Consider the following 24,012-nt stretch of genomic DNA (forward strand, 5'->3'; position numbering starts at 1 on the left):
AAGTGAGGCACACCTAAGCTGTGCCACGAGAGGCTGAAAGACTGAGATGGCGATTCCCTGCGCACCGGCACGCGTGATTGAGACGACCCGGATTACCCCGCACATGATGCGAATTCGTTTTGAAGCTGTCGGTGACTGGCGATGGCACGTACACGGTCGAGGCGATGAACGCATCGATATCGCGATTCCAGAAGTGGGCAAAAACGAGGCCGAGCTAGCCGTGTTCAATCTGCCAGAATACGGTCGCGGCTGGACAGGGGTTGAGCCACCCTGGCGCCACTACACCGTGCGCGATGTACACGAGGGTGGCCGCGAACTCACCATCGACTTCGTGATGCACGACGGAGGTCTCGCCTCATCGTGGGCTGAACGAGCCGAGCCCGGCCACATCGTCGGAATTTTCGGCGCAGGCACGCGTGACGATCCCTCGTCGTATTACGCCGCACCAGAAGATGCCGCGGTGCAGCTGCTCGTTGCAGACTCAACCGGGCTGCCCGGTCTCGGCCGCATTCTTGAACAGCTACCAGAAGGTGCCAAGGCGTACGCAATCGCAGAGGTGCCGAGCGAGGCCGACATTCAAGAGATCGAAACTCGAGGAGACGTTGAGCTAATCTGGCTGACCGGCTCAGGCAACGGCATCGGGCCAAGCAAGCTTGCCGATGAGGTAGCCAAATTTGAAGACCCGGGCGTTGCTTGGTACGCCTGGGTAGCCTGCGAAGCAGCTACGAGTCGCGCGATTCGCCGAGACCTGCGCAACAGGCTCAACCTCGCACGCGACCGCCACCACGCAATCGGATACTGGACCCAGGACAAGGCCGGCGACATGCCGGCAGATGTTGGCTAGTGGCGAGAGATCGCCGTCACGCTAAAGCGAGAGCGGCGAAACTCGCAACAGCGCAAACAACGGCACCACATGTTCCAAACCTGCTCCGAGTAGCTCTCGCGGGGGATCGCCGAGACCGTAAACTCGCTTGGGCGACTTTTGGCCTCATGATGCACCAGGCTGCTGAAGCGGCTGTGCCAATTCTTATTGGGGTTGTTATTGACCGTGCGATCGCGCCCGGCAACGTAACCAGCCTGGTGATCTGGCTGGCAGTGCTCGGTGTGGTGTTTCTCGGGCTATCGCTGAGTTATCAGCGTTCGACCCTCGCCATGGCCGGAATCTTTGGTTATGCAGAGCACGACCTTCGGCAGATAGCTGCCGCTCGTGTGCTGCACCCAAGAGGGGTGCGGGCGAACCGAAATCCGGGTGAGCTGCTGTCGATTGCCACGAGTGACACCGGTCGAGTGGCCGGGATCGCCTGGAGTATTGCGCAGCAGGCAGCAACACTCGCGGCGGTGATCGCCGCCACGATCGCGCTGCTGGTAATTTCACTGCCACTCGGAGCGGGAGTCGCGGTTGGCGCTGTGCTTGTTCTACTGCTTATGCAGTGGCTCGCCAGGCCACTTGAGCGGGCGGGATCCGCAGAGCAACGCGCGGTTGCCCAAGCGAGTGAAATCGCCACCGATGCGCTCGCCGGTCTGCGGGTATTGCACGGGCTTGGGGCACAAGACGAGATGGTGCGCCGTTATCGAGCGGCGAGTGCAGACTCACGCGATCGAGCAATTCGAGCCTCACGGCTACTCGTTACCTATCAAGCGGTCAGCACGATGGTTTCTGTGCTTTACCTCGCGAGTCTCGCCCTGGCGGCGGGCTGGCTCGCTGTGCGCGGAGACATCACCCCGGGGCAACTGGTGACCGTGGTTGGCCTCGCGCAATTTCTGCAGGGATCGCTCGCGCATGTTGGTACCTTCGGAGCTAATTGGGCACACAAGCGCGCATCAGCAAAGCGATTGCGCGAGTTTCTTGAAGAAGACTACGAGCTGTCGGGCATTGACGAGGGCGCCGAAGAGCTCACTGCTGATACTGACGCAGCACCTCTACTTGAGTGGGTTACCGCGAGCGGCGACCGGCTGAGGGTGCGCGAACAGGACGGGCTGATCGGAGTACGGGTAGACACGGCTGCTGAGGCGCGCACAGCAGCGGGAACTCTCGGCTATCGGCTTGAACCCGAACGCGGCGAAGTGCGACTTGGCGGCACCGACGCGTGTGTGCTCGGACCAGAGTGTGTGGCAAGAAGAATTATCGCGCCACCACACTCAGCAGCACTGTTCACCGGAACGCTACGCGAAAACGTCGCAAGTGATGGTTGCCTGCGTGAAGAAATACTCACTGCCGCTGGCCTGGGCGATGTGCTGGAACACCTTGGCGATGCCGACGTCGCGATTGGCGCTGGCGGCAAACGACTCTCTGGCGGTCAACGCCAGCGAGTGCTGCTTGCCAGGGCTCTGCACGCTGTCGGTGACGTTGTGGTACTCGACGAGCCAACAAGTGCGCTTGACCCAATCACCGAGCAACGGGTTGCCACCGCCCTGGGTGAGCTCGGTCGACCTGTGGTCGTGGTCACCTCAAGCGCGACACTGCTCGCCGCGTGTGAACGGGTGGTGGACGGACGCTGCGTAAAACCAGCAGGGTCGGCGAGCTGCTGTGCTGCTGGAACCGGCCGCTGTTGCGCCGAAAACAGAGTCGAAAACAGCATCGATGACAGCTCAGAAAGCCATACCGGAGACTCCGCCGAGAACCGTGCCGAGGAAGTGAAGCAGTGACCTCGATTTTGCCTACAGCAGGCAGCAAAGAAACCGTGCGACTTGGCCTTCGTTTGCTTTGGCAGCAGCGGGGCACCCTGGCCGCGACAATTGTGTTGCTCTTTCTGGGAACCGCCACCGTGCTCCTCATCCCGCCGCTGCTCGGTGCCATCGTCGACACCGTCATCGCTGGCAAACCGTTTCAAGACGTGCTCTGGCTCGGCGGAGCAATTGCTATCGCCGGTGTAGTTGCGGCTGCGCTTGAGTGGCTGGGCGGTGTGCTGCTTGTGCGCTGTTTGCAACGCGCCCTGGCTGAGCTGCGAGAAGAGGTGTTTGCTGCAGCGCTGACACTGCCACTCAGCCGAACCGAAGAGGCGGGCGAGGCAGATGTAATCTCACGCGTCACCAACGATGTCGACGCTGTGACCGAGGCAATCTCTGGCGTGATCCCACTCTGCGTTCGCTCGGTACTGACGATCACCCTCACAGTGATCGGCATGGCAGCAATCGACCCCTGGTTGGCACTCGCCGCACTCATCGCCGTGCCGATTCAGATTGTCACGACACGAGTCTTCCTGCGCAGATCGAGACCGCTGTACATGCGCCTTCGGCGAGAAGAGGCAGAGCGAGGGCGCAGCTTCATCGAAGCGGTCTCTGGCGCAGACACCGTACGCGCCTACGGTACCCGAGACGCCCACCTCGAAGGCATCGCAACTGCCAGTGCAACCGCCGTTGAAACACACCGCGCAACTGCCCGCGCACGCAACGTGTTCACCGGCGGTTTGAACGCTGCCGAGTTCATCGGCCTTGCTGCAGTGCTTGCGGTTGGTTTCGTTCGAGTCACCGCTGCCGGACTCTCAGTTGGTGCCGTCACCGCTGGTGCGCTCTACTTTCACCGATTGTTCTCGCCGGTAGGCGATCTGCTTGGCAGCATGGACGATCTACAGCGAGCACTCTCTGGCCTGCAACGCCTCGCCGGAGTGGTGCTTTACGCTGAAGCCGAGACCACCGCGACTACCGGAGAGCAGATTGCCGCGGGAACGATCAGCATTCAGGCGGTTGAATATCGCTACGGCCCAAATGCCATCCGTGATGCTCTGAGTGGGGTGTCGATTGAGGTCGCTGCGGGGCAAACAATTGGGTTGATTGGTCGATCTGGATCAGGGAAGAGCACACTAGCGCGCCTGATCTCTGGGGTCGACGAGCCAACCTCAGGCACCGTGCACATTGGCGGGGTGCCAGCAACCAAAGCAACGCATAACGGCAGACCAGCAGCATTTCTGGTTGCCCAAGAAACACACCTCTTCTCCGGCACCATCGCAGACAACCTTCGAATTGCCGCACCCGAAGCAAACGATGATCGCCTGAGCGAAGCGCTCGCCGCAGTTGGTTTTGAACTGTCAGCCGTGCCAGGCGGGCTCGCAGGCACCCTCTCGCTCGCTCTCAGCCACCGTGAAGCGCAGCAACTCGCACTCGCTCGGGTACTGCTCGCAGACCCGCCCGTGGTGCTGCTTGACGAGGCCGGGTCGCAAGCCGGCGCTGACCCAGTGCTGGTTGACGCCATGCGTGCCGTAAGCGCTGGCCGCACCGCCGTAGTAATTGCGCACCACCTCGATCAGATTCGAGACGCAGACACCGTGGTAGTGCTCGAAGACGGTGCCGTGATCGAGCTCGGTGCACCAGAAGAACTGCTCAGCAACGCCGAGGGTGCCTTCGCCAGGCTGTGGCGCAGTTCGCACGGCGGCTAGGCGCATTATGCGCGTTGGATCGCCACACCTCAGGCGATCCAACGCAAAGACGCAAACTACTTCGAGTCGCGCTTCTTGTTTGTGCCGAGGAGGCCATTCAGCATGCTCGAAAGCAATGACAGCACCAGCGCCGCCAAAACTCCCCACCAGAAACCGTCGATCTGCAAGCCGAAACCGGCGAGGTCCGAGAGCCATGCGACCACAAGCAGCAAAAATCCGTTCACAATCAGTCCGAAAAGACCGAGCGTGATGATGTACAACGGAATCGAAACCACCCGCACAATCTTGCCGAGTGTGCCGTTTACCAAGCCAAACACTGCAGCGATCAGCAAGAGCGTGAAGAGATGATCGTAAGGCCCAGTGCCGAGCGGTTTCACCCAGACGCCGTGATCGCCGCTACCGCCAACAATCAACGTGGTGAGCCACAGCGCGAAGGCGCTAACCAGAACTCGAATCAATGTGCGCATGCCCTCAGTGTCGCAAGCGAAACTGAAGTTCGGGTGAAGGCGCGCCACACCCGAAACCGAGAGTACGGGGCGAATATCCTCATCTGAACATGCGCGCTCGTTACACTTGGCGCAATGAGCGCAACGACAACTTTTGGCGTCGATATGACCGACCCGGAGCCGATCCGCTTCCTCGACGACGAGGGCCGGTACGCTCCCTCAGCCTCTGCCGCGGAGTTCGCGGCAGAGCTGGAGAACCTCGACGAATCCGACCTGAAGCAGTGGTACCTCGACATGGTTGCGGTACGCGCCTTCGACACCGAATGCACCCACCTGCAGCGGCAAGGGCAATTGGCGCTCTGGGCGCCAAGCGTTGGCCAAGAGGGTGGCCAGGTAGGCATCGCGCACGCGACCAAACCCAACGACCACCTCTTCCCGACCTACCGCGAGCACACAGTGGCTTATGTGCGAGGAGTGCAGCTGACCGCCATCGCTGGGCAGTTCCGAGGCGTCACCCACGGCGGCTGGGACGTCACCGATCCAGCGAACGGCAACTGCCACCTCTACACGCTTGTGCTTGGTAGTCAGGCGCAGCACGCCTCAGGCTTTGCGATGGGGCAGGTGCTTGATGCGAAACGCGCCGCGGGAAGCACCTCGCTCGCACCGGGTGAAGAAGGTATCGCCACCGACGGTGCGACCGTCGTGTTCTACGGTGACGGCACAACAAGCGAGGGCGACGTCAGCGAGTCAATGGTTTTCGCTGCCAGCTTCCAGGCCCCAGTGCTGCATGTTATGCAGAACAACAACTGGGCGATCTCGGTGCCCGTTGCCCGCCAGTCACGCACCCCGATCTACCGCCGTGCACTCGGCTTCGGGCTGCGCGCCGTGCAGATCGATGGCAACGACCCGCTAGCCGGTTTTGCCGTCGCAAAACGATTCCTCGATCAGGCTCGTGCCGGCGAAGGCCCCGGATACATCGAGGCACTCACCTATCGAATGGGTGCGCACACGACGAGTGATGATCCAACGCGCTACCGCGAAGCAGACGAACTTGAGTCGTGGCGGCTACGCGACCCTATCGTCCGATTCGAGGGATACCTGCGATCGCTGGGTGTGAGCGAAGACTTCTTTGCCGACGCAGCGAAGCAGGCCGACGCCATCGCGAAAGCAGCTCGCGAAGAGATTTTGACCCTGCCAGAACCTGGCCCTGACACCATGTTTGAGCACGTCTACAGCGAACCGCACCCGCTCATGGATGCGCAGCGAGAGTGGCTTGCCGATTACGAAGCCTCGTTTGCTGAGGAAGGCCGATAATGAGCAGCAACATTATGACGCTGGCTGAGCGCCAGCAACTCCCAATCTCAAAGGCCATCAATGCTGGCCTGCGCGCAGCCATGGCCGCAGATGAGCGTGTGATTCTGATGGGCGAAGACATCGGCCCACTCGGTGGCGTGTTCCGCGTCACCGACGGCCTGCAAGCAGACTTCGGCTCAGCCCGTGTGATCGACACCCCGCTCGCTGAGGCAGGCATCGTTGGTAGCGCTATTGGCCTCGCGATGGCCGGCTACCGCCCGGTGCTTGAAATTCAGTTTGACGGCTTTGTGTTCCCCGCCTTCAACCAGATCGTCACCCAGCTGGCAAAGCTGACCAGTCGCAGCGACGGCAAGCAGTCGATGCCGGTAGTGATCCGTTTGCCTTACGGCGGCCACATCGGTGCGGTAGAGCATCACCAGGAGAGCCCTGAGGCGTACTTCGCGCACACCGCGGGCCTACGTGTTGTTGCACCCTCAAACGCGCACGATGCTTACTGGATGATCCAGCAGGCGATCACCTCGGACGATCCGGTGATCTTCCTTGAACCGAAAGCCAAGTACTGGCAGAAGGGCGAAGTTGATCCGCACGCCCTCGCCGCACCGCTGCACCGCACGGCAGTGGTTCGCCCAGGCAGCGATTGCACCGTGGTTGGGTTTGGTGCGATGGTGACCACCCTCTTGCAAGCGGCCGATATCGCCGCGAACGAGGGCACCAAGCTTGAGGTGATCGATCTGCGCACCATTTCACCGATCGACTACGACCCAATCATTACCTCGGTACAAAAGACCGGGCGTGTGGTGATTGCCCAAGAAGCGCAAGGCAATGCGAGTGTGGGTAGTGAAATTGCTGCGACTATCGCCGAGCGAGCGTTCTATTCGCTGCAGGCACCACCGCTGAGAGTCAGCGGCTTTGATGTGCCGTTCCCGCCAGCAAAGCTGGAGGGTGTGTACCTTCCCGATGCCGATCGTGTGCTTGAAGCAGTCGATCGCGCCATGGGATTCTAAGAGCACGTGCAAGGAGTCAAAAAATGAGCGAGCAGACTTTTCCGCTGCCAGATGTTGGCGAAGGCCTCACCGAAGCCGAGATCGTGAACTGGTTGGTAAAGCCGGGCGATACCGTGGCACTCAACCAGGTGGTGTGCGAGATTGAAACCGCAAAATCACTCGTTGAGCTGCCATCACCGTTTGAGGGAGTGGTGACAGAACTGCTCGCCGAGGTGGGGCAGACGGTGCCAGTTGGCAACGCGATCCTGCGTATTCGAAGCGAGGGCGATGCGGTGGATCTTCCAGCCGGAGACACGGCTGCGGTTGCAGAAACTCCGCTGCCTGCGACTGACGATCGACCTACTGGCGCAACCGGCGCATCAGATTCGTTGCCAGCCGACGAAGGCGGTGCCGTGCTTGTCGGGTATGGCACCGTGGCTCCTGCGAAGAGTCGCCGCCGCGGTAAGAGCGCTCCGGCTGCTGCGGAGACACCAGCCGCGTCAAACGGAAATGTGATCGCGAAGCCACCGATCCGCAAACTTGCCAAGGACCTCGGCGTAGATTTGCGTGACCTTGTCGGCACCGGTCAGGGTGGCGAAATTCTGCGTGAAGACGTGCTGCGGGCGACCGCCAGGGATGGCTTGTTCCGTGAGGCGTCAAAGCCTCAGACTCTCGAGGCCCGTGAGCAGCGCTTCCCAGTAAAGGGTGTGCGCAAGGTCATCGCCGAAAACATGGTCGCCTCGAAGTTCCAGGCGCCACACGTGAGCGTTTTTGTTGATGTTGATGCGACCCGCACTATGGAATTTGTGAAGCGGCTGAAGCAGTCGAGTCAGTTTGAAGGCGTGAAGGTTTCGCCGCTTCTGATTTTCGCGAAGGCTCTGCTTTGGGCGGTGCGACGAAATCCAGAGGTCAATGCGCAGTGGACCGATGACGAAATCATCGTGAAAAACTACGTGAACTTGGGCATCGCTGCGGCAACCCCGCGAGGGCTCGTCGTGCCAAACATCAAAGAGGCTCAAGACATGAGCCTCATTGAACTGGCCCAAGCCATTCAGCAGCTCACCGAAACCGCTCGCCTTGGCCGCACGCAGCCCGCAGAGATGCAGCACGGCACCATCACGATCACCAACTTTGGTGTCTTCGGGATGGACTTCGGAACCCCAATTCTGAATCGTGACGAGGTCGCAATTCTGGCAATGGGTTCGATTAAGCAAAAGCCGTGGGTAGTTGAGGGTCAGGTGCTTTCACGCTGGGTAACCACCGTTGGCGGCTCTTTCGATCACCGCGTGGTCGACGGCGATGTGGTCTCGCGCTTTGTCGCGGACGTCGCATCAGTGCTTGAAGAGCCCGCGCTGCTGCTCGACTGAGTGTGTTGCAGGCGGGGGAGCAGGTCTGCTTGTTGCCCCGCCAAACTCTCACCCGGTGACTCGCCAGGTCGCTAGGCTGTCAACATGAGCTTCAAAAGTCGAGGAGCAAAGCCGGCGGCAGTGATCGGTGCTGGCCCGAATGGGCTTGCTGCCGCTGTGACGCTGGCTCGCGCCGGTGTGCCGGTCACGGTGTTTGAAGCAGCCGAAACGATTGGTGGCGGCACCCGCACCACCGAGTTGGTGCAGCCGGGAGTGCTGCATGATGTGTGTTCGGCGATTCACCCAATGGCGTTGGCCACCGGATTCTTTCGAGAGTTTGAGCTTAGTAGCCGCATGGAATTTGTGGTGCCTGAGGCTTCATATGCGAATCCCCTCGATGGTGCCGCTGGCGGAACTCCGCACGGCCCTGGCCGAGCCGCAATCGCGTATCGCGACCTGCAGCGCACCGCGAGTGAATTGGGTCGTGATGGCGCCGCCTACGCCCGCTACTACCGCCCACTGCTTCGCAGGCTCAGTGGAGTCGTAGATTTTGCTCTGGGGCCCACCCTGTTGCGAATGCCTCGTGATCTTGTCGCAACAGCAATCACAGCTGTGCGTACCTTCGAACAGGGCACTGCGCTGTGGGGGTTGCGTTTTCAGGAGCAGGCGGCACCCTCGCTGATGAGCGGAGTGGCCGCGCACAGCATTGGTCGAATGCCCAATCTTGCTACTGCGGGTGTCGGTGTGATGCTCGGTGCGCTTGGTCACTCGAGCGGATGGCCGGTGCCGGTAGGTGGCAGTCGTGCCATTACCGATGCGCTCGCCGCAGACCTATTGGCTCATGGCGGTGAGATTCGGGTGGATCACGCCGTCGACGATGTTCGCGAGCTCGAAGAGTTTGACGTGAAACTTTTTGATACTTCGGCCAGGGGTCTTGTCTCGATTGCGGGCTCCGTGCTGCCGTCGAAGTATCGACGTGCACTCGGTCGTTTTGTCTATGGAGACGGTGCTACGAAGGTCGACTTTGTGCTTGATGGGCCTATTCCTTGGGCTGATCCGCGTGTGTCAGCTGCACCGACGGTGCATCTCGGCGGTTCACGGGCGGAGGGGACTGCGGCCGAACTTGAGGTGAGTCGTGGCAGGCACCCGGAACGACCCTACGTGTTGCTCGCGCAGCCGAGTGAGTTTGATCCAGCGCGAAACCCTGCGGGGCGGAACGCGGTGTGGAGTTATACACACGTGCCCAAGGGTTCAAATGTTGATGTGCAGGAGCGCGTGATCGCGCAGATTGAACGTTTTGCCCCCGGGTTCAGGGATCGAATCGTGGCTGTGCGCCAGACCACAGCCGACCAGCTTTCGCGTTACAACCGCAACTATCATGGTGGCGACTTCAGTGCGGGTGCGGTGAGCCTGCGGCAGCTGCTTGCTCGACCAACAATTTCGATGGACCCGCATCGCACTCCGGCGCCAGGCATCTATCTTGCTTCGTCGTCGACTCCGCCCGGGCCGGGCGTGCACGGACTGGCTGGCTGGTATGCGGCGCAGTCAGCGCTGCGTCACGAGTACGGCTTGGACGCGCCGGAGCTGGGGCTGCGCGAATCGCGTTGATTGCCGGCCCCTGCTGCCGGGCCCAGAAAACACTGGAGGCCCGGTCGAAGTGACCGAGCCTCCAGTGCTGAGTTGATCAGGGTTAGGCAGCTGCCTTCTTCAGATCGTGGCTGTTCAGCAGGCGGAACGCCAGAGCTGCAACGACTGCACCAACGAGTGGTGCAACAACGTAGAGCCACATGTTGCTCCACTCGAACTGGCCGTTGATTGCCAGGCCGAACGCTACGGCTGGGTTGAAGCCGCCGCCCGAGATGCCGCCAACGGTGGCAGCGCCAAGGAAGACGGTCGTGCCGATTGCGAGACCGTAGAACGAGTTGCCGTCATTGTCCTTCGAGGTGGCAACGTTCAGCACTACGTAAACGAGTGCGAAGGTGAACAGTGCCTCGACGAGGAACGATGGGCCGACTTCGATCTGCTTTGCTGCTTCAGCTGCAGGGAAGACCGCAGCAGCGATCAGTGCGCCAAGAGCAGCGCCGAGCAGCTGTGCAACGACGTAGGCGACGAATTCGCCGACGTTCATTGCGCCGCGCAGCAGAACACCCAGCGAAACTGCTGGGTTGAGGTGTGCACCTGAGATGTGTCCGGTTGCGTACACCAGCACCATCAGCGTGAAGCCGATGACGAGTGGGGTGAAATCACCGGCGTTGTTGATGGCGCCAATGATGGTGAAAACGAACAGAAGGGTTGCGATTGCTTCAGCTACCGCATTGCGAACGGTACCAGTCATGTCACTTCTACTTTCTGGAGAGGCGGGTATTTCCCAGCTGATTGTCAATTATCCCAAATTGAAGGATTAACGAACAGATGCCTGCGAGAAGTTTCTACACATTTGAGCAATCTTCTTGGTACAGTGGTCTAGGCGTTAGGCCAATGTAAAAAAACTACTGATCTATTCGCAATGGGGCGAGGAGACAACCAATGACCACAACACAGACCGGCACGAGTAGCGAGACCACGCCGTCACGCAGCCTCACCGGCAACCTCGGTACGTTCTCAATTATTTTTATGGTGATCGCCGCAGCAGCACCGCTCGCCGTAGTCGGCGGCGTAATGCCAGGCGCATTTGTAGTGGGCAACGGCATCGGCTTGCCCGTAATGTTCCTCGTCGTCGCTGGCATCCTGATGCTGTTCTCGGTGGGCCTCATCTCGATGAGCAAACACGTGCCGGGATCAGGAGCATTCTTCACCTACATCGCACACGGACTCGGCAGAACCCCCGGCGTCGCAGCCTCATGGCTCGCAGTACTGACCTACACAACCGTGCAAGCATCAGTGCTCTCACTGCTCGGCGGCACCGTCTCATCAAGCATCGTGATGATCGGCGGGCCAGAACTGCCCTGGTGGTTATTCTCGTTTATCGCGATCGTCTTCGTAGCGATCCTCGGCTACCGGCACATCGAGCTCAGCTCAAAGGTGCTCTTCATCGCCCTCGGCGCAGAAATGCTGATCGGCCTGATCCTGGTACTCGTCGTCATGGCAACCGGGGGAGCAGAAGGAATCACCTTCGGCAGCTTCTCGCTCGGCAACATTCTCTCGGGATCACCGGGGATCGGCCTAATGTTTGCCATCGCCAGCTTCATCGGCTTTGAGTCTGCAGTTGTCTACCGCAGTGAGGTGCGCAATCCAGAGCGCACGATCCCACGCGCAACCCTCGGTGCCGCACTCGCAATCGGCCTGTTCTACGGACTTACCGCGTGGGCGCTCGTCATCGGAGCCGGTGAATCAAACGTGATCGCAATGGCCTCGGAAGACCCGGGCGGCATGCTCGCGCGCATCACCGATACCTACCTTGGTCCAGTCGGCTCGATCTTCGCGACCGTTCTGCTGATCGGCAGCCTCTTCGCGGCAGCCCTCTCACTGCACAACGTACTCGCTCGCTACTTCCACACCATGAGCAACACGGGGCTGCTGCCGCGAGCCCTCGGCGAGGTGCACCCGAAAACCGGCGCCCCGCACAAAGCAGCTATCACCCAGGTCAGCATTGCGACCGTCCTAATGATTGGAATTGTCTTCTCCGGCCTCGACCCAATCGCCGTACTCTCACAATTTGCGGGCATGGGCACAATCGCTCTGGTGCTGCTGATGGCAGGCACCTCAATCGCAGCGGTGGTGTACTCGCTGCGCCACGGCACCGAAACAAACCCGTGGAAGGCCTGGATCGCGCCAATGCTCGGCTTCGTCGGTCTCGCCATTTCGGTCGTACTGATTCTGATGAATGTGCCGCTCATGGTGGGCGATGTCGACGCCGCCGGTGAACTCACCTGGGGCCTACCGAGCATCATCACCATCATCGTGGTTGGCCTCACCCCAATAGTTGGCATTGTGCAGGCGCGAATCATGCGCGCACGAAGCCCGAAAGCCTACGCCCAAATCACTGAAGGATTAGACAAAGAATGATGGAAGCAACGCCAGCGCAACCGCCACTGATCGGTATCACCGGGCGCCGAGCTGACGCCAAATTGATCGGGGCACCCCGAGGTTTCGCCGACGCACCCGTCGACATCTACCTCGAAGAATACGCATCGTCTATCCGTCTCGCAGGCGGTATGCCCGTGCACATTCCGCTCGAAGTAGACGCAAAAGCAATGATCGCCCGCATTGATGGACTCATTATCGCCGGCGGCGAAGATGTTGACCCAAAACTCTACGGCGAAGAACGCGGTGAACACACACAGCCCGGCAACGGTCTACGCGATGCGAGCGAACTCGCGCTGCTGCGCGAGGCCACCTCCGCCGGAGTGCCAGTGCTCGGCATCTGCCGAGGACACCAACTGATCAACGTCGCCTTTGGCGGCACCCTCATTCAGCACCTCGAAGAATCCGACGAACAAGAGCAGCACTTTCACGGTGAATTCGACCGCGACAATCGCCACCAGCAGGTCGTGATCGAACCAGGCAGCGTGCTGCACGAGATCTACGGAGAACAGACCGGAGTGAACTCGTACCACCACCAAGCAGTTGGCGCGCTCGGCGAGGGTGTACGGGTCGTGGCACGCGCTGGCGACGGCATTATCGAGGCGATCGAAGTACCCGAAGCAAACGTCGTTGGCGTGCAGTGGCACCCGGAATGTTACTCAGGCGATCCGCTCTTTGAGCGCTTCGTAGACACAGCAACCCAGGCGCGTGAGCGCCGCACTAAGGAGAACTAATATGACTACCCGTCACGCAGAAAAAGTAGCCTTCATCACCGGAGGTGGCTCAGGAATCGGTCGCGAAACTGCGCTTCGCCTTGCCTCAGAAGGCGCAAGAATGGTGATCACTGATGTGAACCTCGACGCCGCCAACGAGACGGTCAGCATGATCGAAGCCGCAGGTGGCGAAGCCATCGCCGCACAGGTTGACGTGCGCAACCGCGAGCAGATCGTCGCCGCAGCCGATGCAGCCGTCGAGGCGTGGGGCGCGATCCACCTGCTGATCAATAACGCTGGACTCGTCACCACTCACTCACTCGCGGATCTCACCGAAGACGCATGGGACCTGGTGGTAGACGTGAACCTTAAGGGCCAGTTCTTGGTAGCGCAGGAGGTATCGCGCCGAATCGCCGCTGCCGGCGGTGGTGCAATCGTCAACCTTTCGACCGTCGAAGCCATGGTCGTCGTGACCAGTGGCAGCACCGCGCAGCCGCACTACAACGCGAGCAAAGGCGGCGTGCCGATGCTGACCAAAGCGCTCGCAGTCGAACTCGCTGAGAGCAACATTCGTGTGAACTGCGTGGCCCCCGGCCCAATCGCAACAAACTTCTTCGACCTTGAAGGCGTCACGAGCCCAGAAGCAATGGAGTTCATGGGCCAGCGTCTGCTGGTGAAGCGAATTGGCAAGCCATCAGATATCGCTTCGGCGGTGTCCTGGCTGCTCTCAGATGAGGCAAGCTGGATCGACGGCATTCAGCTGCCAGTAGACGGAGGATGGTTGACCCGATGAGTGACTACCTGTTGAACCCAGACACCCTCGAAGCTGAGGGGATTCACACGGTTATCGTTGCGACCCCTGACATGCAGGGGCGCCTGATTGGCCGCCGTATTCCAGTGAAGCGATTCCCCACCATCATCAAGAATGGTGTCGAGGTCTGCACCTGTGCTTGGGCATGGGATATCGAGCAGAGCTTCGAACTCATCTCGGCAAACAAGGTGAAGGTGTGCTCGCTGCACAATGGCGCGCCAGACGTTGCACTGATGCCAGACCTCGGCACGCTGCGACGCGCTGCCTGGCTCGATGGCATTGCCATCTGCATGGCCGACCCGGTGTGGCCAGGCACCGGTGAACCTCTCGAAGAATCACCCCGCACGATGCTGCGCCGCGAGGTCGAGCGCTACCGTGAGCTCGGTCTCAAGCCGAAGGCAGGCACCGAGCTTGAGTTCTACCTTTTCCGCAATGATCCTTACGAACTGCGTCTGAACGATTTCCGCGACCTGAAGCCAACCACGCTTACGCCGAATGACTTCCTTCTCGGCGAGGGCAACTACTACGAACCGTTCTTCAGGAAGCTGCGCAACGACCTCGAACTCAGTGGCATCGAAATCGAAGCCGCGCAGTCGGAATGGGGCAGCGGCCAGTGGGAGATGACGTTCGAGTACGGTGATCCGCTCGAAATGGCAGATCGTCATGCGATCTACAAACTCGCAGTCCGTGACTCGGCTCGCGCAGCAGGCTACTCGGTTACCTTCATGGCGAAGCCCGTCACCGAGCAGGCCGGCTCATCTTGTCACGTGCATTTCTCGGTGCTCGACGAGCAGGATCGCCCAGCGTTCTGGGACGCCGATGGCGAGTATGGCATGAGCGACAAGATGCGCCACGCGCTTGCCGGCGTTATCGAGCACACGCCAGAATTCATGGCCGCCTATGCGCCAACCATCAACTCGTACCGACGCACCGCCACCGATGACACCTTTGACTTCGGTCGCAGCTGGGGCCGCGAAAACCGCTACGTTTCAAACCGTGTGGTGGGACACAGCGAGTTCACTACTCGATTTGAGTTCCGCATTCCGGGCGCAGACACCAACCCGTATCTCACGCTCGTCGGCATTCTCGCTTCAGCTCGCGACGGTATGCAGCGCAAAATCGAACTCGGCATGCCAACTGTCGGTGTGCCAGAGAACGTCTGCAATGACTCAGCCATGCCACAAAACCTGAAAGAGGCGACAGTGGCAATGGAACAGTCCAGCTTCGTTGCTGAGGTAATTGGCGAAGACTGCAAACAGTTGATCACCGCTTTGGCTGAGCACGAATGGCGCACCGCTGCCGCTGCGGTGACCGACTGGGACCGCGCACGCTACTTCGATCGGATCTAGACATGGAATTTCCAGAACTCCGCACATGGATCGGCGGTGTACCAGAGCAGAGCGCTGAGGCTATGCCAGCCGCGCAGGCACTGCACGATCCAAACACCGGTGAGCGACTTGCTGAAAACCGCACCGCATCACTGGAACAGCTCGACCGGGCAGTTGCAGCCGCAGACGCAGCGCACCAGCGAGGCGAGTGGTATGGCCTCGGAGCTGCGGGCCGCGCGCAGATGCTCGACGTGTTTGCGAACGAACTTGAAGCACGAGCAGAACAGATTGCGCCGCTTGATTCGCTGAACTCCGGTGTGCCTATTTCGGTGACCAAGCTCTTCGCTGGATCAGCGGGCGATACCGTTCGTGGTGCTGCGGCTCGTGCCGTGGCGCTTGGTGATGAACGCTCGCTGCCTGCCGATGACCGTGACGTGCGACTGCGCCGGGTGCCTTGGGGCCCGACCGCTCTGATCGCCCCGTGGAACGCGCCCTCAGCTATGGCCGTGAAGAAGTTGGCCTACGCGCTCGCCGCAGGTTCAACGGCTGTGCTGAAGCCTTCTTCGGCCTCTCCGTGGAGTGCGCAATTGGTGCTCGAATCCGCCGCAGCCGCTGGTCTGCCGGAGGGCGTAGTGTCACTCGTGCAGGGTAGTGGCCGGCTCGGCGCTGCCCTGGTCGCTGATGAGCGGATCCGCTCAATCTCAATGACGGGGTCGACCCCGACTGGGCGTTCAATTTCTGCTTCGGCAGCGCCGCGATTTGCCCGCTTGCGTCTCGAGCTCGGTTCAAATAACCCGGCGATTGTGCTCGCCGACGCGAACATTTCGGCAACGGCTGAAGCGCTCGCCGGTGGCAATCTCAAGCTGTCTGGGCAGTGGTGCGAGGCGCCACGCCGAGTTCTGGTGGCGCGGGAGCAGCTTGAATCGTTGCTAGCGGCGCTTGAGGTGGCACTCGGTTCGTACCAGATTGGTTCGAGCCTCGATGAAGCGACCACGCTTGGGCCGGTAGCTTTTGAGGGCCGTCGCACAGAGCTGTTTCATCAGCGTGATCAGCTTGTCGCTGCTGGGGCTCGTACGATTGTGGCCGGGACCGCACCAGAGCGGGGCTGGTTTATCGCGCCAACTCTGATCGTTGGCGAGGGTCTTGATCTTGCGGAGGAGCTCTACGGCCCACTTTTGGTGGTCGAACCCTTCGACTCGATTGACGAGGCGGTGCAGCGGGCAAACAGTGGTCAGGTTGGCCTTGCCGGGTACGTCTTCACCGAGGACGAATCCGAAGGCCGACGCGTTGGATCGCGTTTGCTTGCTGGTGAAGTAAAGATCAATGGCACGAGCGTGCTCGACATGTCGTCCGAGTCGCAGCAGAGTTTCTTCGGAGATTCTGGTGTCGGAGGACACGGAGACGCCGAGCTACTAGAATTCTTCACAGGAACGCAGATCCTGGGAACAGATGCCCAGGGGCTCCCGCTCTAGTTACTGAGGAGGCGGAATGCCCGGTCAATCCGAGTCGAATTCCGCTGAGCTCCGGCTAGATCCGGGCAGGCAAATCGATGGGTACACCGACGTTGTTGATTATCTTCGTCGGGAGATGGCCCTTGGTCGTTTGCGTGAGGGTGATCGGCTGCCTTCAGAGCGACGTCTCTCGGAGATGCTTGGCGTAGCGCGCGAAACGCTACGCCAAGCTCTGCGGGTACTAGAGGGCAGCGGCCAGATTGTGGTGCATCGCGGATCGCGAGGCGGTGCCACGGTGCAAGACGTACCTGCCGATCGCAGACTATTGCTTGAAGCCGTGGTTGAGAGCACCGACAAGATTATGGAACTCGTTGAGTTTCGTATGGTGGTTGAGTCTGCTGCGGCTAGCCTCGCGGCAACGAGACGCAGTGATGAAGACTTGCTTGCTATGGAGAGCGCGCAGCACACCCTCTCGAACTCGAGTGAGCAGAATGAGTGTCGGCACTCCGACACCGAGTTTCATTTGGCTATTGCGCGTGCGTGCGGCAACGAAGAGATTTATCAGGCTGTCGAAGAAGCTCGATTTAAGATGTTCGATTCAATCGATGTGCTCGGCTTTGACTTTATGCGTGACGCTAGCCTGAACGCGCACGAGCGCATTCTTGAGGCGATCCGAGCCGGCGAAAGTGAGCTGGCGGCCGCTGAGATGCGGGCCCACCTCGCGGTGACCCGCACCGAATTTGGTCAGGTGATCCTCGCTCAGCAGGAGAACTGAATCGAGTCGCGACAGTGTAAGACATGTCGCGACTCGATTCAGGTACTCACTCAGAGCCCTAGTCGTGCACGAGCGGTCCAAGCTGTCGATGGCCGACGGGCTCAATCTGTAGCGTGGTGTGCTCGATTTCGAAGTGCGTGCGCAGGCAGGCCTTCAACTCGTCAAGGATCGCATGGTACTCGCGTTCGGTCCATGCCTGGTCAGAGACGGTGACGTGTGCCGAGAATGCCGGTACACCCGAGGTGATGGTCCAGGCGTGTACGTCATGTACTTCGGTGACGCCAGGAACCGCAAGCATGTGCTCACGAGCTGCGTCTACGTCGAAACCCTTGGGTGAGGCTTCAAGCAGTACCTCAACAACCTCGCGCAGCAGCGTGTAGGCGCGAGGCAGAATGATCACTGCGATCAGTATCGAAGCGACCTGATCAACCCAGTTCCAGCCGGTGAACAAGATCACGATGCCGGCGATAATTACGGCAACCGAGCCGAGCAGATCGCCCAGCACCTCAAGGTAGGCGCCGCGCACATTGAGGCTTTCACCCTGGCCTCCGCGCAGCAGGAGAAGTGAGGTGAGGTTTGCGAGACCGCCGATAATGGCGGCAATGATCATTGGTGTGGTTTGCACTTCAACTTCGCTGCCGAAGCGTGAAATAGCCTCAACGAAGATGAAGATTGCGATCACGCCGAGCACGATGCCGTTGACCAGCGCAGCAAGCACCTCAACGCGTAAGAAACCGAAGGTGCGTTTTGAGGTTGCCGGGAGGCCAGCGATCAGACTCGCGATCAGGGCGATCGCGATGCCGGTGGCATCGGTCAGCATATGGCCGGTATCGGCAAGCAGCGCGAGTGAACCAGAGATCATCGCGCCAACAAATTGCACGATCACAACGCTGAGTGTGATGGAGAGGGCGAGAATCAGCCGCTTGCGGTGTTTTGCGGTGCCGGTCGTGGCGTTGCCTAGGCCGTGGTCGTGTGCTCCAGAAGCCTCAACTCCGTCTGGTGCCTGGGGGTGTCCCGCACTGAATTCGTTCTCGCAGTTCTGTGGCTGATCCATGTGTTCCTCCTGGTTACGAGGCTACCCTCGTGAGTCTGTTGCGGCTAGGGCGTGACCGGGTAAAAACCCAAGTCACGCCCTAGATTGTCAACTTGCGACGCTCTTGAATCGCCGCAGCAATAGGCTGTTGCCAACCACAAAGACGCTCGAGAATGCCATCGCGGCACCGGCGATCATTGGGTTCAGCAGGCCGAGGGCGGCCAGCGGTATTGCGGCAACGTTGTAGGCGAATGCCCAGAACAGATTTCCCTTGATCGTGAACAGGGTGCGCCGCGAGAGCCTGATTGCATCGGCCGCGCTGCGCAGATCACCGCGTACGAGCGTGATGTCGGCTGCTTCGATCGCTGCATCGGTGCCGGTTCCCATCGCGAGACCGAGGTCTGCTTGGGCGAGCGCTGGTGCATCGTTTACACCGTCGCCGACCATCGCAACGATCTTGCCTTCGGCCTGCAACTGTTTCACCACGGCGACCTTGTCACCGGGCAGCACCTCGGCATGCACCCGACTAATGCCGATAGATTTTGCGATTTGCTCGGCTACGGTGCGATTGTCTCCGGTGAGCAGCACAGGTTCGAGGCCCAGGCGCTTGAACTCGGCAATCGCAGCCGCACTTGTGGGCTTGAGCGTGTCAGCTACGGCGATCACGCCACGCAGCTTGCCATCCCATGCCGCGAGCACAACTGTTTTGCCTTCGCCTTCAAGGCGCTGTTTCAGCTCAATGGCGGCCGCATCTTCGGCGATCGCCCAATCTCGCATGAGCGATGGGGTGCCAACCAGCACCGGCAGGCCGTCAACAATGCCGCTCACGCCCTTGCCCGCCGTGTTCAAGAACGACTCGACAGCTGGCAGTGGTTCGCCGCCAAGTTCGGCCTGTGCGCCACGCGCAATGGCCTGGGCGATGGGATGCTCCGAGGCGCCCTCGACCGCACCGACTAGACGCAATAGCTGTGCTCGATCCTCGTCGCCCAATGCGATGCTGTCGCTGAGCGACATTTTGCCCGAGGTGACGGTTCCGGTCTTGTCGAGCACGATGGTATCGACGCGACGGGTGGACTCGAGAATTTCTGGTCCCTTGATCAGCACGCCCATCTGGGCGCCGCGACCAGTGCCAACGAGCAGCGCGGTTGGGGTAGCAAGGCCAAGCGCACACGGGCAGGCAATAATCAGTACGGCGACCGCTGCGGTAAAGGCCTGTGCCGGGGCAAACCCCAGCAGCAGCCAGGTTGCGAGGGTGGCTAGTGCGATCACAATCACGATCGGTACAAATACGCCAGAGATTTTGTCGACTAGGCGCTGTACTTCTGCTTTGCCCGATTGAGCGTCTTCAACCATCTGCGCCATTTGCGCGAGCTGTGTGTCGCTGCCAATGCGGGTGGCTCGCACCACAAGGCGACCGCTCGTTGAAACGGTACCGCCGGTGACAGCGTCATCTGCACCGGCTTCAACCGGTACGGATTCGCCTGTGATCATCGCGGTGTCGATGGCGCTGTGTCCCGAAACGATCACGCCGTCGGTCGCGATTTTTTCGCCGGGGCGCACCACAAATTCGTCGCCGACCTGCAACTGTTCAATCGGCACGCGAGTCTCTGCGCCGTTTACGAGGATCGCTACATCTTTGGCACCCAATTCGAGTAGGGCTCGCAGCGCTGCACTTGCTTGGCGCTTTGAACGCTTCTCGAAATAGCGGCCAGCGAGCAGGAACATGGTGACGCCGGCGGCGACCTCAAGATAGATGTTGCTTGCGCCGTCACTTTGCTGCAGCCCGAAGTCGAAGCCGTGAGTCATACCTGGCATGCCGGCGTGGCCGAAGAACAGTGCGTAGAGTGACCACAGGAATGCTGCGCTCGTGCCGAGTGAGACGAGAGTGTCCATTGTGGCGGCGCCGTGTTTGAGGTTTACCCAAGCTGCGCGGTGGAACGGCCAGCCTGCCCAAACGATGACCGGGGCGGCGAGTGCGAGTGAGAGCCACTGCCAGTACTGAAATTGCAGTGCTGGAATCATGGCCATCAGAATTACCGGTACCGAAAGCCAGATCGAGCCAATTAGGCGTTGGCGCAGTGCGGCGAGTTCTGGGTCGGTTTCTTGCTCGCCGCTTTCGTTGTCGTCAGCGCCGGCTGCTGAGCCGCGTGGTTTTGGTACCGCTGCGGAGTAGCCGGTCTTTTCGACCTCTGCGATAAGTAGCGATGCGTCGTAGCCTTCTGGAACATACACGCGAGCCTTTTCGGTGGCATAGTTCACGGTGGCTTCGACACCGTCGAGCTTGTTGAGTTTGTTTTCAATACGGCTGGCGCATGACGAGCAGGTCATGCCGCCGATCTCTAGCTCAAGGCTTGTGGTCATGAGGCTCGCACCGCCGTGTACCCGGCCTCGGCGACGGCTGCGAGCACTGCTGTGTCGTCTGCCGCTTCGCCGGTGGTGGTGACCGCGAGAGCACCGGTGCGGTGGCTGACTTCAACACCGGTGACGCCGTCAATTGCCGCGACTTCGCTGCGAACGTGGTTTTCGCAGTTGCCGCAGGTCATTCCGGTGACGGTGTAGTTCGAGGTAGCCATGATGTTCCTTTTCTCTTAAATGATACCCCCGAGGGGTATTGCATCTAGGTCAACCCTATACCCCTCACTGGTATTCCCGCCACTTGTTATTCGAATCTCTTTACTGAGGTGTAGCGTCAAGGGGTGAACTTCAATCAGCTCGACATCGCATTTGTGGTCTTGCACACCTCTCCACTCGACGAACCCGGGACAAAAGATGCCGGTGGCATGAATGTGGTCGTCTTGGCGCAGGCAATGCAGCTGGCGAAACTCGGGCATCGGGTGCGATTGATCACTCGCCGCAGCGACACTGAGCAGGCGGCCGTTGTTGAAATCGCGCCGGGGCTCACGGCCCACCTGCTCGACGCCGGCCCAGCGCGCCTCATCACCAAGGGTGAACACGAAGCACTCATCGCGCCGTTTGGCGAGGCTCTTCATCAGCACCTGGTGGATCACCCTGCCGATCTACTGCACGCAGAACACTGGTATTCGGGCCTCGCCGCACTGCCAGCCGCCCGCGCGCTCGGCATTCCGCTCGTGCAGAGCTACCATTCAATTGCCGCCGCAACAGATACCCCCCTGGGGGATGGGGAGCGGCCGGAAGCACCGGGACGATTGGCTGGCGAGCAGCGACTTGCGCACGAGGCAGATCTGATTATCACGGTGAGTGAGGCCGAAAAGCAGACCGTACTCGAACGGCTTGGTGGTGCAACGGAGCGGGTACGGGTTGTCTTGCCGGGCGTTGACACCGAGGTATTCCGGCCGTGCGGCGGGCCCGAATGCGAAGAGCGAGCAGCCTGGCTCGCGCACGGGGGCAGGCCAGAAGTGCTGGTAGCTGGCAGGCTTGATCCGCTGAAACGCTTTGATCTTGCCATTGCAGCCGTTGCCGAAATCGCCGCAGAGCGCCGACCAAATCTGCGAATCGTGGGCGCCGCGCCACCAGACGGCGCCGCCTACGCTCGCGAGCTTCATGATGCCATCGCCGACGCAGGCATGATCACCACAACCGCCTTTGATGGGGCCCTCTTGCGATCCGCGCTCGCTGAACGCATCCGTCTCGCTGCTCTAGTGCTGGTGCCCTCGCACTCAGAAACCTACGGATTGGTCGCGCTTGAGGCAGCGGCCTCAGGGGTGCCGGTGATAGCCGCCGCCACGGGTGGCCTGCGCGAAGCTGTAATTGACGGTGAAACTGGGGTGTTGCTCGAATCTGACGAGCCAGAGGTGTGGGCCAGCGAGATCGAGCGTCTGCTCGCCGACACTGAGCTCGCCGCACAGATGGGCAAGGCTGCTCGCGAACACGCGCTGCGGCACAGCTGGCAAGCCTCTACCGAACGCTTGCTTGAGGTGTATCGAGAACTACTCGCCGAGTAGCTGAGCCCCCAACTGCAGTAGCTGTGTCTCGCTGCCGGGCCTGCCAATCAGCTGCACGCCGCGCGGTAAACCCGCTGCGTCGTTCATGATTGGCACGGTGAGTGCTGGCGTTCCCACGACATTTACCATCGAGGTCTGCGGTGCCCATTCGCACTGCAGTCTGTAGTCACCCTCGGGTCCGAGCGCCCAGAATGCGCCGGTCTCAGGTGGTGCGAATGCGAGTGCGGGGGTGAGCAGCACATCGTATTCCGCCCACTGGTCGCTCGCGCTGCGAGCGAAGCGTTTGATTGCTGCCACGCTCGCGGCAACCTTTTCGGGACTGGTTGCGCGCGCGCTTGCAAGAAACCATTGTGCGAGCTCACCGAGCTCAGCTTCTGCCTCTGGTGTCAGTGGAATCCGCGCGAGCGATTGGGTCCAGACCGTAGTAAAAGCTTCTGGGTATTCTTCGTCGTAGCGAATGGTTGCGGCTTCAAGATGATGGCCTGAGTTTGCCAGGGCGGCAATTGCGGCCTCAAGCGCCTGGGTCGCGGCGGTATCAAAGCGGATCGGCATGCGCGAGGCGAAGGGTGAGTCTGTGCTCACGCCAATCTTTAGCCCGCCTAATTCTGCGGCTCGGTCAATTGCGTGAAGGCTTGGTTCGTCGCGCAACCCGCGCACGGCATCAAATAAGAGTGCGGCGTCGCGTGTGGTGCGCGCCATTGGCCCCGATACGGCCATGCTCGGCACGCCAAGTGGATCTGCTGGCCGGCCTACTGTGTCGGCGGCGATTGCTGCTCGCCCGGGTTTCAACCCAACGAGCCCGCAGGCTGCTGAGGGGATGCGTATCGAGCCGCCTGCGTCACTGCCAATGGCAGCTGAGATTGTTCCCGAGGCTATGGCTGTTGCGGTCCCCCCGCTTGAGCCACCCGCGGTGAGGCTCGGGTTGTGCGGATTTCGCGCGGGTGCTGCGATCAGGTTTTCGCTGTAACCGGCAATGCCAAATTCGGGTACTTGGGTGAGGCCAATGCAGATCGCGCCGGATTCGCGCACCGCTTGAGCGATCGGGTCGTCTTGACTTGATACCTGATGTGGAACGGCAGCAGAACCGTGTCGGGTGGTGAACCCGCGCACGCGGACGAGGTCTTTGTGCGCCGTTGGAAGGCCAAGAAGCGGTGGTAGTTGATGCCGCTCGCTCGCTGGCAAGTGCGCGATCATTCGGTCTGCGTTTGCTGCTTCGGCAAGAGCCAATTCGGGCTGTATCTCAGTGAATGCGCCAAGCGAGGCCTGGGTTGAGGCGCTGTTGAGCGAGTGTTGCACTGCCTCGACTGCGCTGAGTTCGCCGCTGCGCAGTTTGTCGCGGAATTCCAGAGCAGTGGTCATTGTTTTACTCTACGCACCACCGTTGTGCAAAAGATGTTTTGTCAAAACGACAGAGCTTGTTGCGAATCGTTCCCATCAAGGTCTATAGTGATTCTCGTTCTCATTAAGTCCTGTGCTCAACAGATCCCGAGCTA

General features: G+C 60.5%; 20 protein-coding genes. 14 read left to right on the forward strand and 6 right to left on the reverse strand.

Annotation, left to right across the window (positions count from 1 at the left end; all coding sequences use genetic code 11):
* The first annotated feature begins 46 nt into the window (after positions 1-46).
* Genes QBL02_RS08110 through QBL02_RS08120 form a run of 3 tightly spaced genes read left to right on the forward strand, consistent with a single transcriptional unit; the run spans position 47 to position 4,373 of the window.
* Complete coding sequence (locus tag QBL02_RS08110) at positions 47-844, forward strand: siderophore-interacting protein (protein WP_282725906.1); 798 nt, start codon at positions 47-49, stop codon at positions 842-844.
* The gene (locus tag QBL02_RS08115) at positions 844-2,646 is read left to right on the forward strand and encodes an ABC transporter ATP-binding protein (RefSeq protein WP_282725907.1); all 1,803 of its coding nucleotides are present in this window, start codon (positions 844-846) and stop codon (positions 2,644-2,646) included. The genes QBL02_RS08110 and QBL02_RS08115 overlap by 1 nt, the downstream gene beginning before the upstream one ends.
* A complete protein-coding gene (locus QBL02_RS08120) occupies positions 2,643-4,373 on the forward strand; it encodes an ABC transporter ATP-binding protein (RefSeq protein ID WP_282725908.1) in 1,731 nt (576 codons plus the stop codon). Before QBL02_RS08115 ends, QBL02_RS08120 begins: the two co-directional genes overlap by 4 nt.
* Before the next feature lie 56 nt (positions 4,374-4,429).
* Here the strand turns inward: QBL02_RS08120 and QBL02_RS08125 are convergent, their stop codons facing one another.
* Positions 4,430-4,840, reverse strand: a complete 411-nt coding sequence (locus QBL02_RS08125) for a phage holin family protein (protein ID WP_282725909.1) — start codon at positions 4,838-4,840, stop codon at positions 4,430-4,432.
* Between the two features lie 114 nt (positions 4,841-4,954).
* Here QBL02_RS08125 and QBL02_RS08130 point away from each other — a divergent pair, with 114 nt between their 5' ends.
* The 4 genes from QBL02_RS08130 to QBL02_RS08145 all read left to right on the forward strand — a co-directional run bounded on the left by QBL02_RS08130 (position 4,955) and on the right by QBL02_RS08145 (position 10,070).
* On the forward strand, positions 4,955-6,133 hold the full coding sequence (locus QBL02_RS08130) for a thiamine pyrophosphate-dependent enzyme (RefSeq protein WP_282725910.1): 1,179 nt from the start codon (positions 4,955-4,957) through the stop codon (positions 6,131-6,133).
* Positions 6,133-7,137 carry an alpha-ketoacid dehydrogenase subunit beta gene (locus tag QBL02_RS08135; protein ID WP_282725911.1) on the forward strand — a complete coding sequence of 335 codons (1,005 nt, stop codon included), beginning with the start codon at positions 6,133-6,135 and terminating at the stop codon, positions 7,135-7,137. The genes QBL02_RS08130 and QBL02_RS08135 overlap by 1 nt, the downstream gene beginning before the upstream one ends.
* Before the next feature lie 23 nt (positions 7,138-7,160).
* The gene (locus QBL02_RS08140; RefSeq protein WP_282725912.1) at positions 7,161-8,483 is read left to right on the forward strand and encodes a dihydrolipoamide acetyltransferase family protein; all 1,323 of its coding nucleotides are present in this window, start codon (positions 7,161-7,163) and stop codon (positions 8,481-8,483) included.
* 84 nt (positions 8,484-8,567) lie between these two features.
* Positions 8,568-10,070 carry an NAD(P)/FAD-dependent oxidoreductase gene (locus tag QBL02_RS08145; RefSeq protein WP_282725913.1) on the forward strand — a complete coding sequence of 501 codons (1,503 nt, stop codon included), beginning with the start codon at positions 8,568-8,570 and terminating at the stop codon, positions 10,068-10,070.
* Positions 10,071-10,152: 82 nt separating this feature from the next.
* Here the strand turns inward: QBL02_RS08145 and QBL02_RS08150 are convergent, their stop codons facing one another.
* Positions 10,153-10,797 (reverse strand): aquaporin, encoded by a 645-nt coding sequence (locus tag QBL02_RS08150; RefSeq protein WP_282725914.1) that lies wholly within the window; start codon positions 10,795-10,797, stop codon positions 10,153-10,155.
* 191 nt (positions 10,798-10,988) lie between these two features.
* On the opposite strand from QBL02_RS08150, the gene QBL02_RS08155 reads away from it, so the two are divergent.
* From QBL02_RS08155 to QBL02_RS08180, 6 genes are read left to right on the forward strand one after another with little or no spacing between them, the layout of a single operon-like run.
* Positions 10,989-12,467: an APC family permease gene (locus QBL02_RS08155; protein WP_282725915.1), complete on the forward strand. Its 1,479-nt coding sequence runs from the start codon at positions 10,989-10,991 to the stop codon at positions 12,465-12,467.
* Positions 12,464-13,219 (forward strand): gamma-glutamyl-gamma-aminobutyrate hydrolase family protein, encoded by a 756-nt coding sequence (locus tag QBL02_RS08160; RefSeq protein WP_282725916.1) that lies wholly within the window; start codon positions 12,464-12,466, stop codon positions 13,217-13,219. Before QBL02_RS08155 ends, QBL02_RS08160 begins: the two co-directional genes overlap by 4 nt.
* 1 nt (position 13,220) lies before the next feature.
* Entirely contained in the window at positions 13,221-13,991 is a 771-nt protein-coding gene (locus tag QBL02_RS08165; RefSeq protein ID WP_282725917.1) for a glucose 1-dehydrogenase, read from the forward strand.
* Entirely contained in the window at positions 13,988-15,358 is a 1,371-nt protein-coding gene (locus QBL02_RS08170; RefSeq protein WP_282725918.1) for a glutamine synthetase family protein, read from the forward strand. The genes QBL02_RS08165 and QBL02_RS08170 overlap by 4 nt, the downstream gene beginning before the upstream one ends.
* 2 nt (positions 15,359-15,360) lie before the next feature.
* On the forward strand, positions 15,361-16,809 hold the full coding sequence (locus tag QBL02_RS08175; protein ID WP_282725919.1) for an aldehyde dehydrogenase family protein: 1,449 nt from the start codon (positions 15,361-15,363) through the stop codon (positions 16,807-16,809).
* 16 nt (positions 16,810-16,825) lie between these two features.
* On the forward strand, positions 16,826-17,563 hold the full coding sequence (locus tag QBL02_RS08180; protein ID WP_282725920.1) for an FCD domain-containing protein: 738 nt from the start codon (positions 16,826-16,828) through the stop codon (positions 17,561-17,563).
* Between the two features lie 58 nt (positions 17,564-17,621).
* Here QBL02_RS08180 and QBL02_RS08185 read toward each other — a convergent pair whose 3' ends face one another.
* The 3 genes from QBL02_RS08185 to QBL02_RS08195 all read right to left on the reverse strand — a co-directional run bounded on the left by QBL02_RS08185 (position 17,622) and on the right by QBL02_RS08195 (position 21,169).
* Complete coding sequence (locus tag QBL02_RS08185) at positions 17,622-18,617, reverse strand: cation diffusion facilitator family transporter (RefSeq protein ID WP_282725921.1); 996 nt, start codon at positions 18,615-18,617, stop codon at positions 17,622-17,624.
* An 87-nt stretch (positions 18,618-18,704) separates the two neighbouring features.
* Positions 18,705-20,957, reverse strand: a complete 2,253-nt coding sequence (locus QBL02_RS08190) for a heavy metal translocating P-type ATPase (RefSeq protein ID WP_282725922.1) — start codon at positions 20,955-20,957, stop codon at positions 18,705-18,707.
* Positions 20,954-21,169: a heavy-metal-associated domain-containing protein gene (locus QBL02_RS08195; protein WP_282725923.1), complete on the reverse strand. Its 216-nt coding sequence runs from the start codon at positions 21,167-21,169 to the stop codon at positions 20,954-20,956. The genes QBL02_RS08190 and QBL02_RS08195 overlap by 4 nt, the downstream gene beginning before the upstream one ends.
* A 123-nt stretch (positions 21,170-21,292) precedes the next feature.
* Between QBL02_RS08195 and QBL02_RS08200 the strand changes: the two genes are divergently transcribed.
* The gene (locus tag QBL02_RS08200) at positions 21,293-22,519 is read left to right on the forward strand and encodes a glycosyltransferase (RefSeq protein ID WP_282725924.1); all 1,227 of its coding nucleotides are present in this window, start codon (positions 21,293-21,295) and stop codon (positions 22,517-22,519) included.
* Here the strand turns inward: QBL02_RS08200 and QBL02_RS08205 are convergent.
* Positions 22,505-23,878: an amidase gene (locus tag QBL02_RS08205; protein ID WP_282725925.1), complete on the reverse strand. Its 1,374-nt coding sequence runs from the start codon at positions 23,876-23,878 to the stop codon at positions 22,505-22,507. The two genes, QBL02_RS08200 and QBL02_RS08205, sit on opposite strands and share 15 nt — an antisense overlap.
* Positions 23,879-24,012: the final 134 nt, after the last annotated feature.

The sequence above is a fragment of the Leucobacter sp. UT-8R-CII-1-4 genome, assembly GCF_030010235.1.
Lineage (GTDB): Bacteria > Actinomycetota > Actinomycetes > Actinomycetales > Microbacteriaceae > Leucobacter.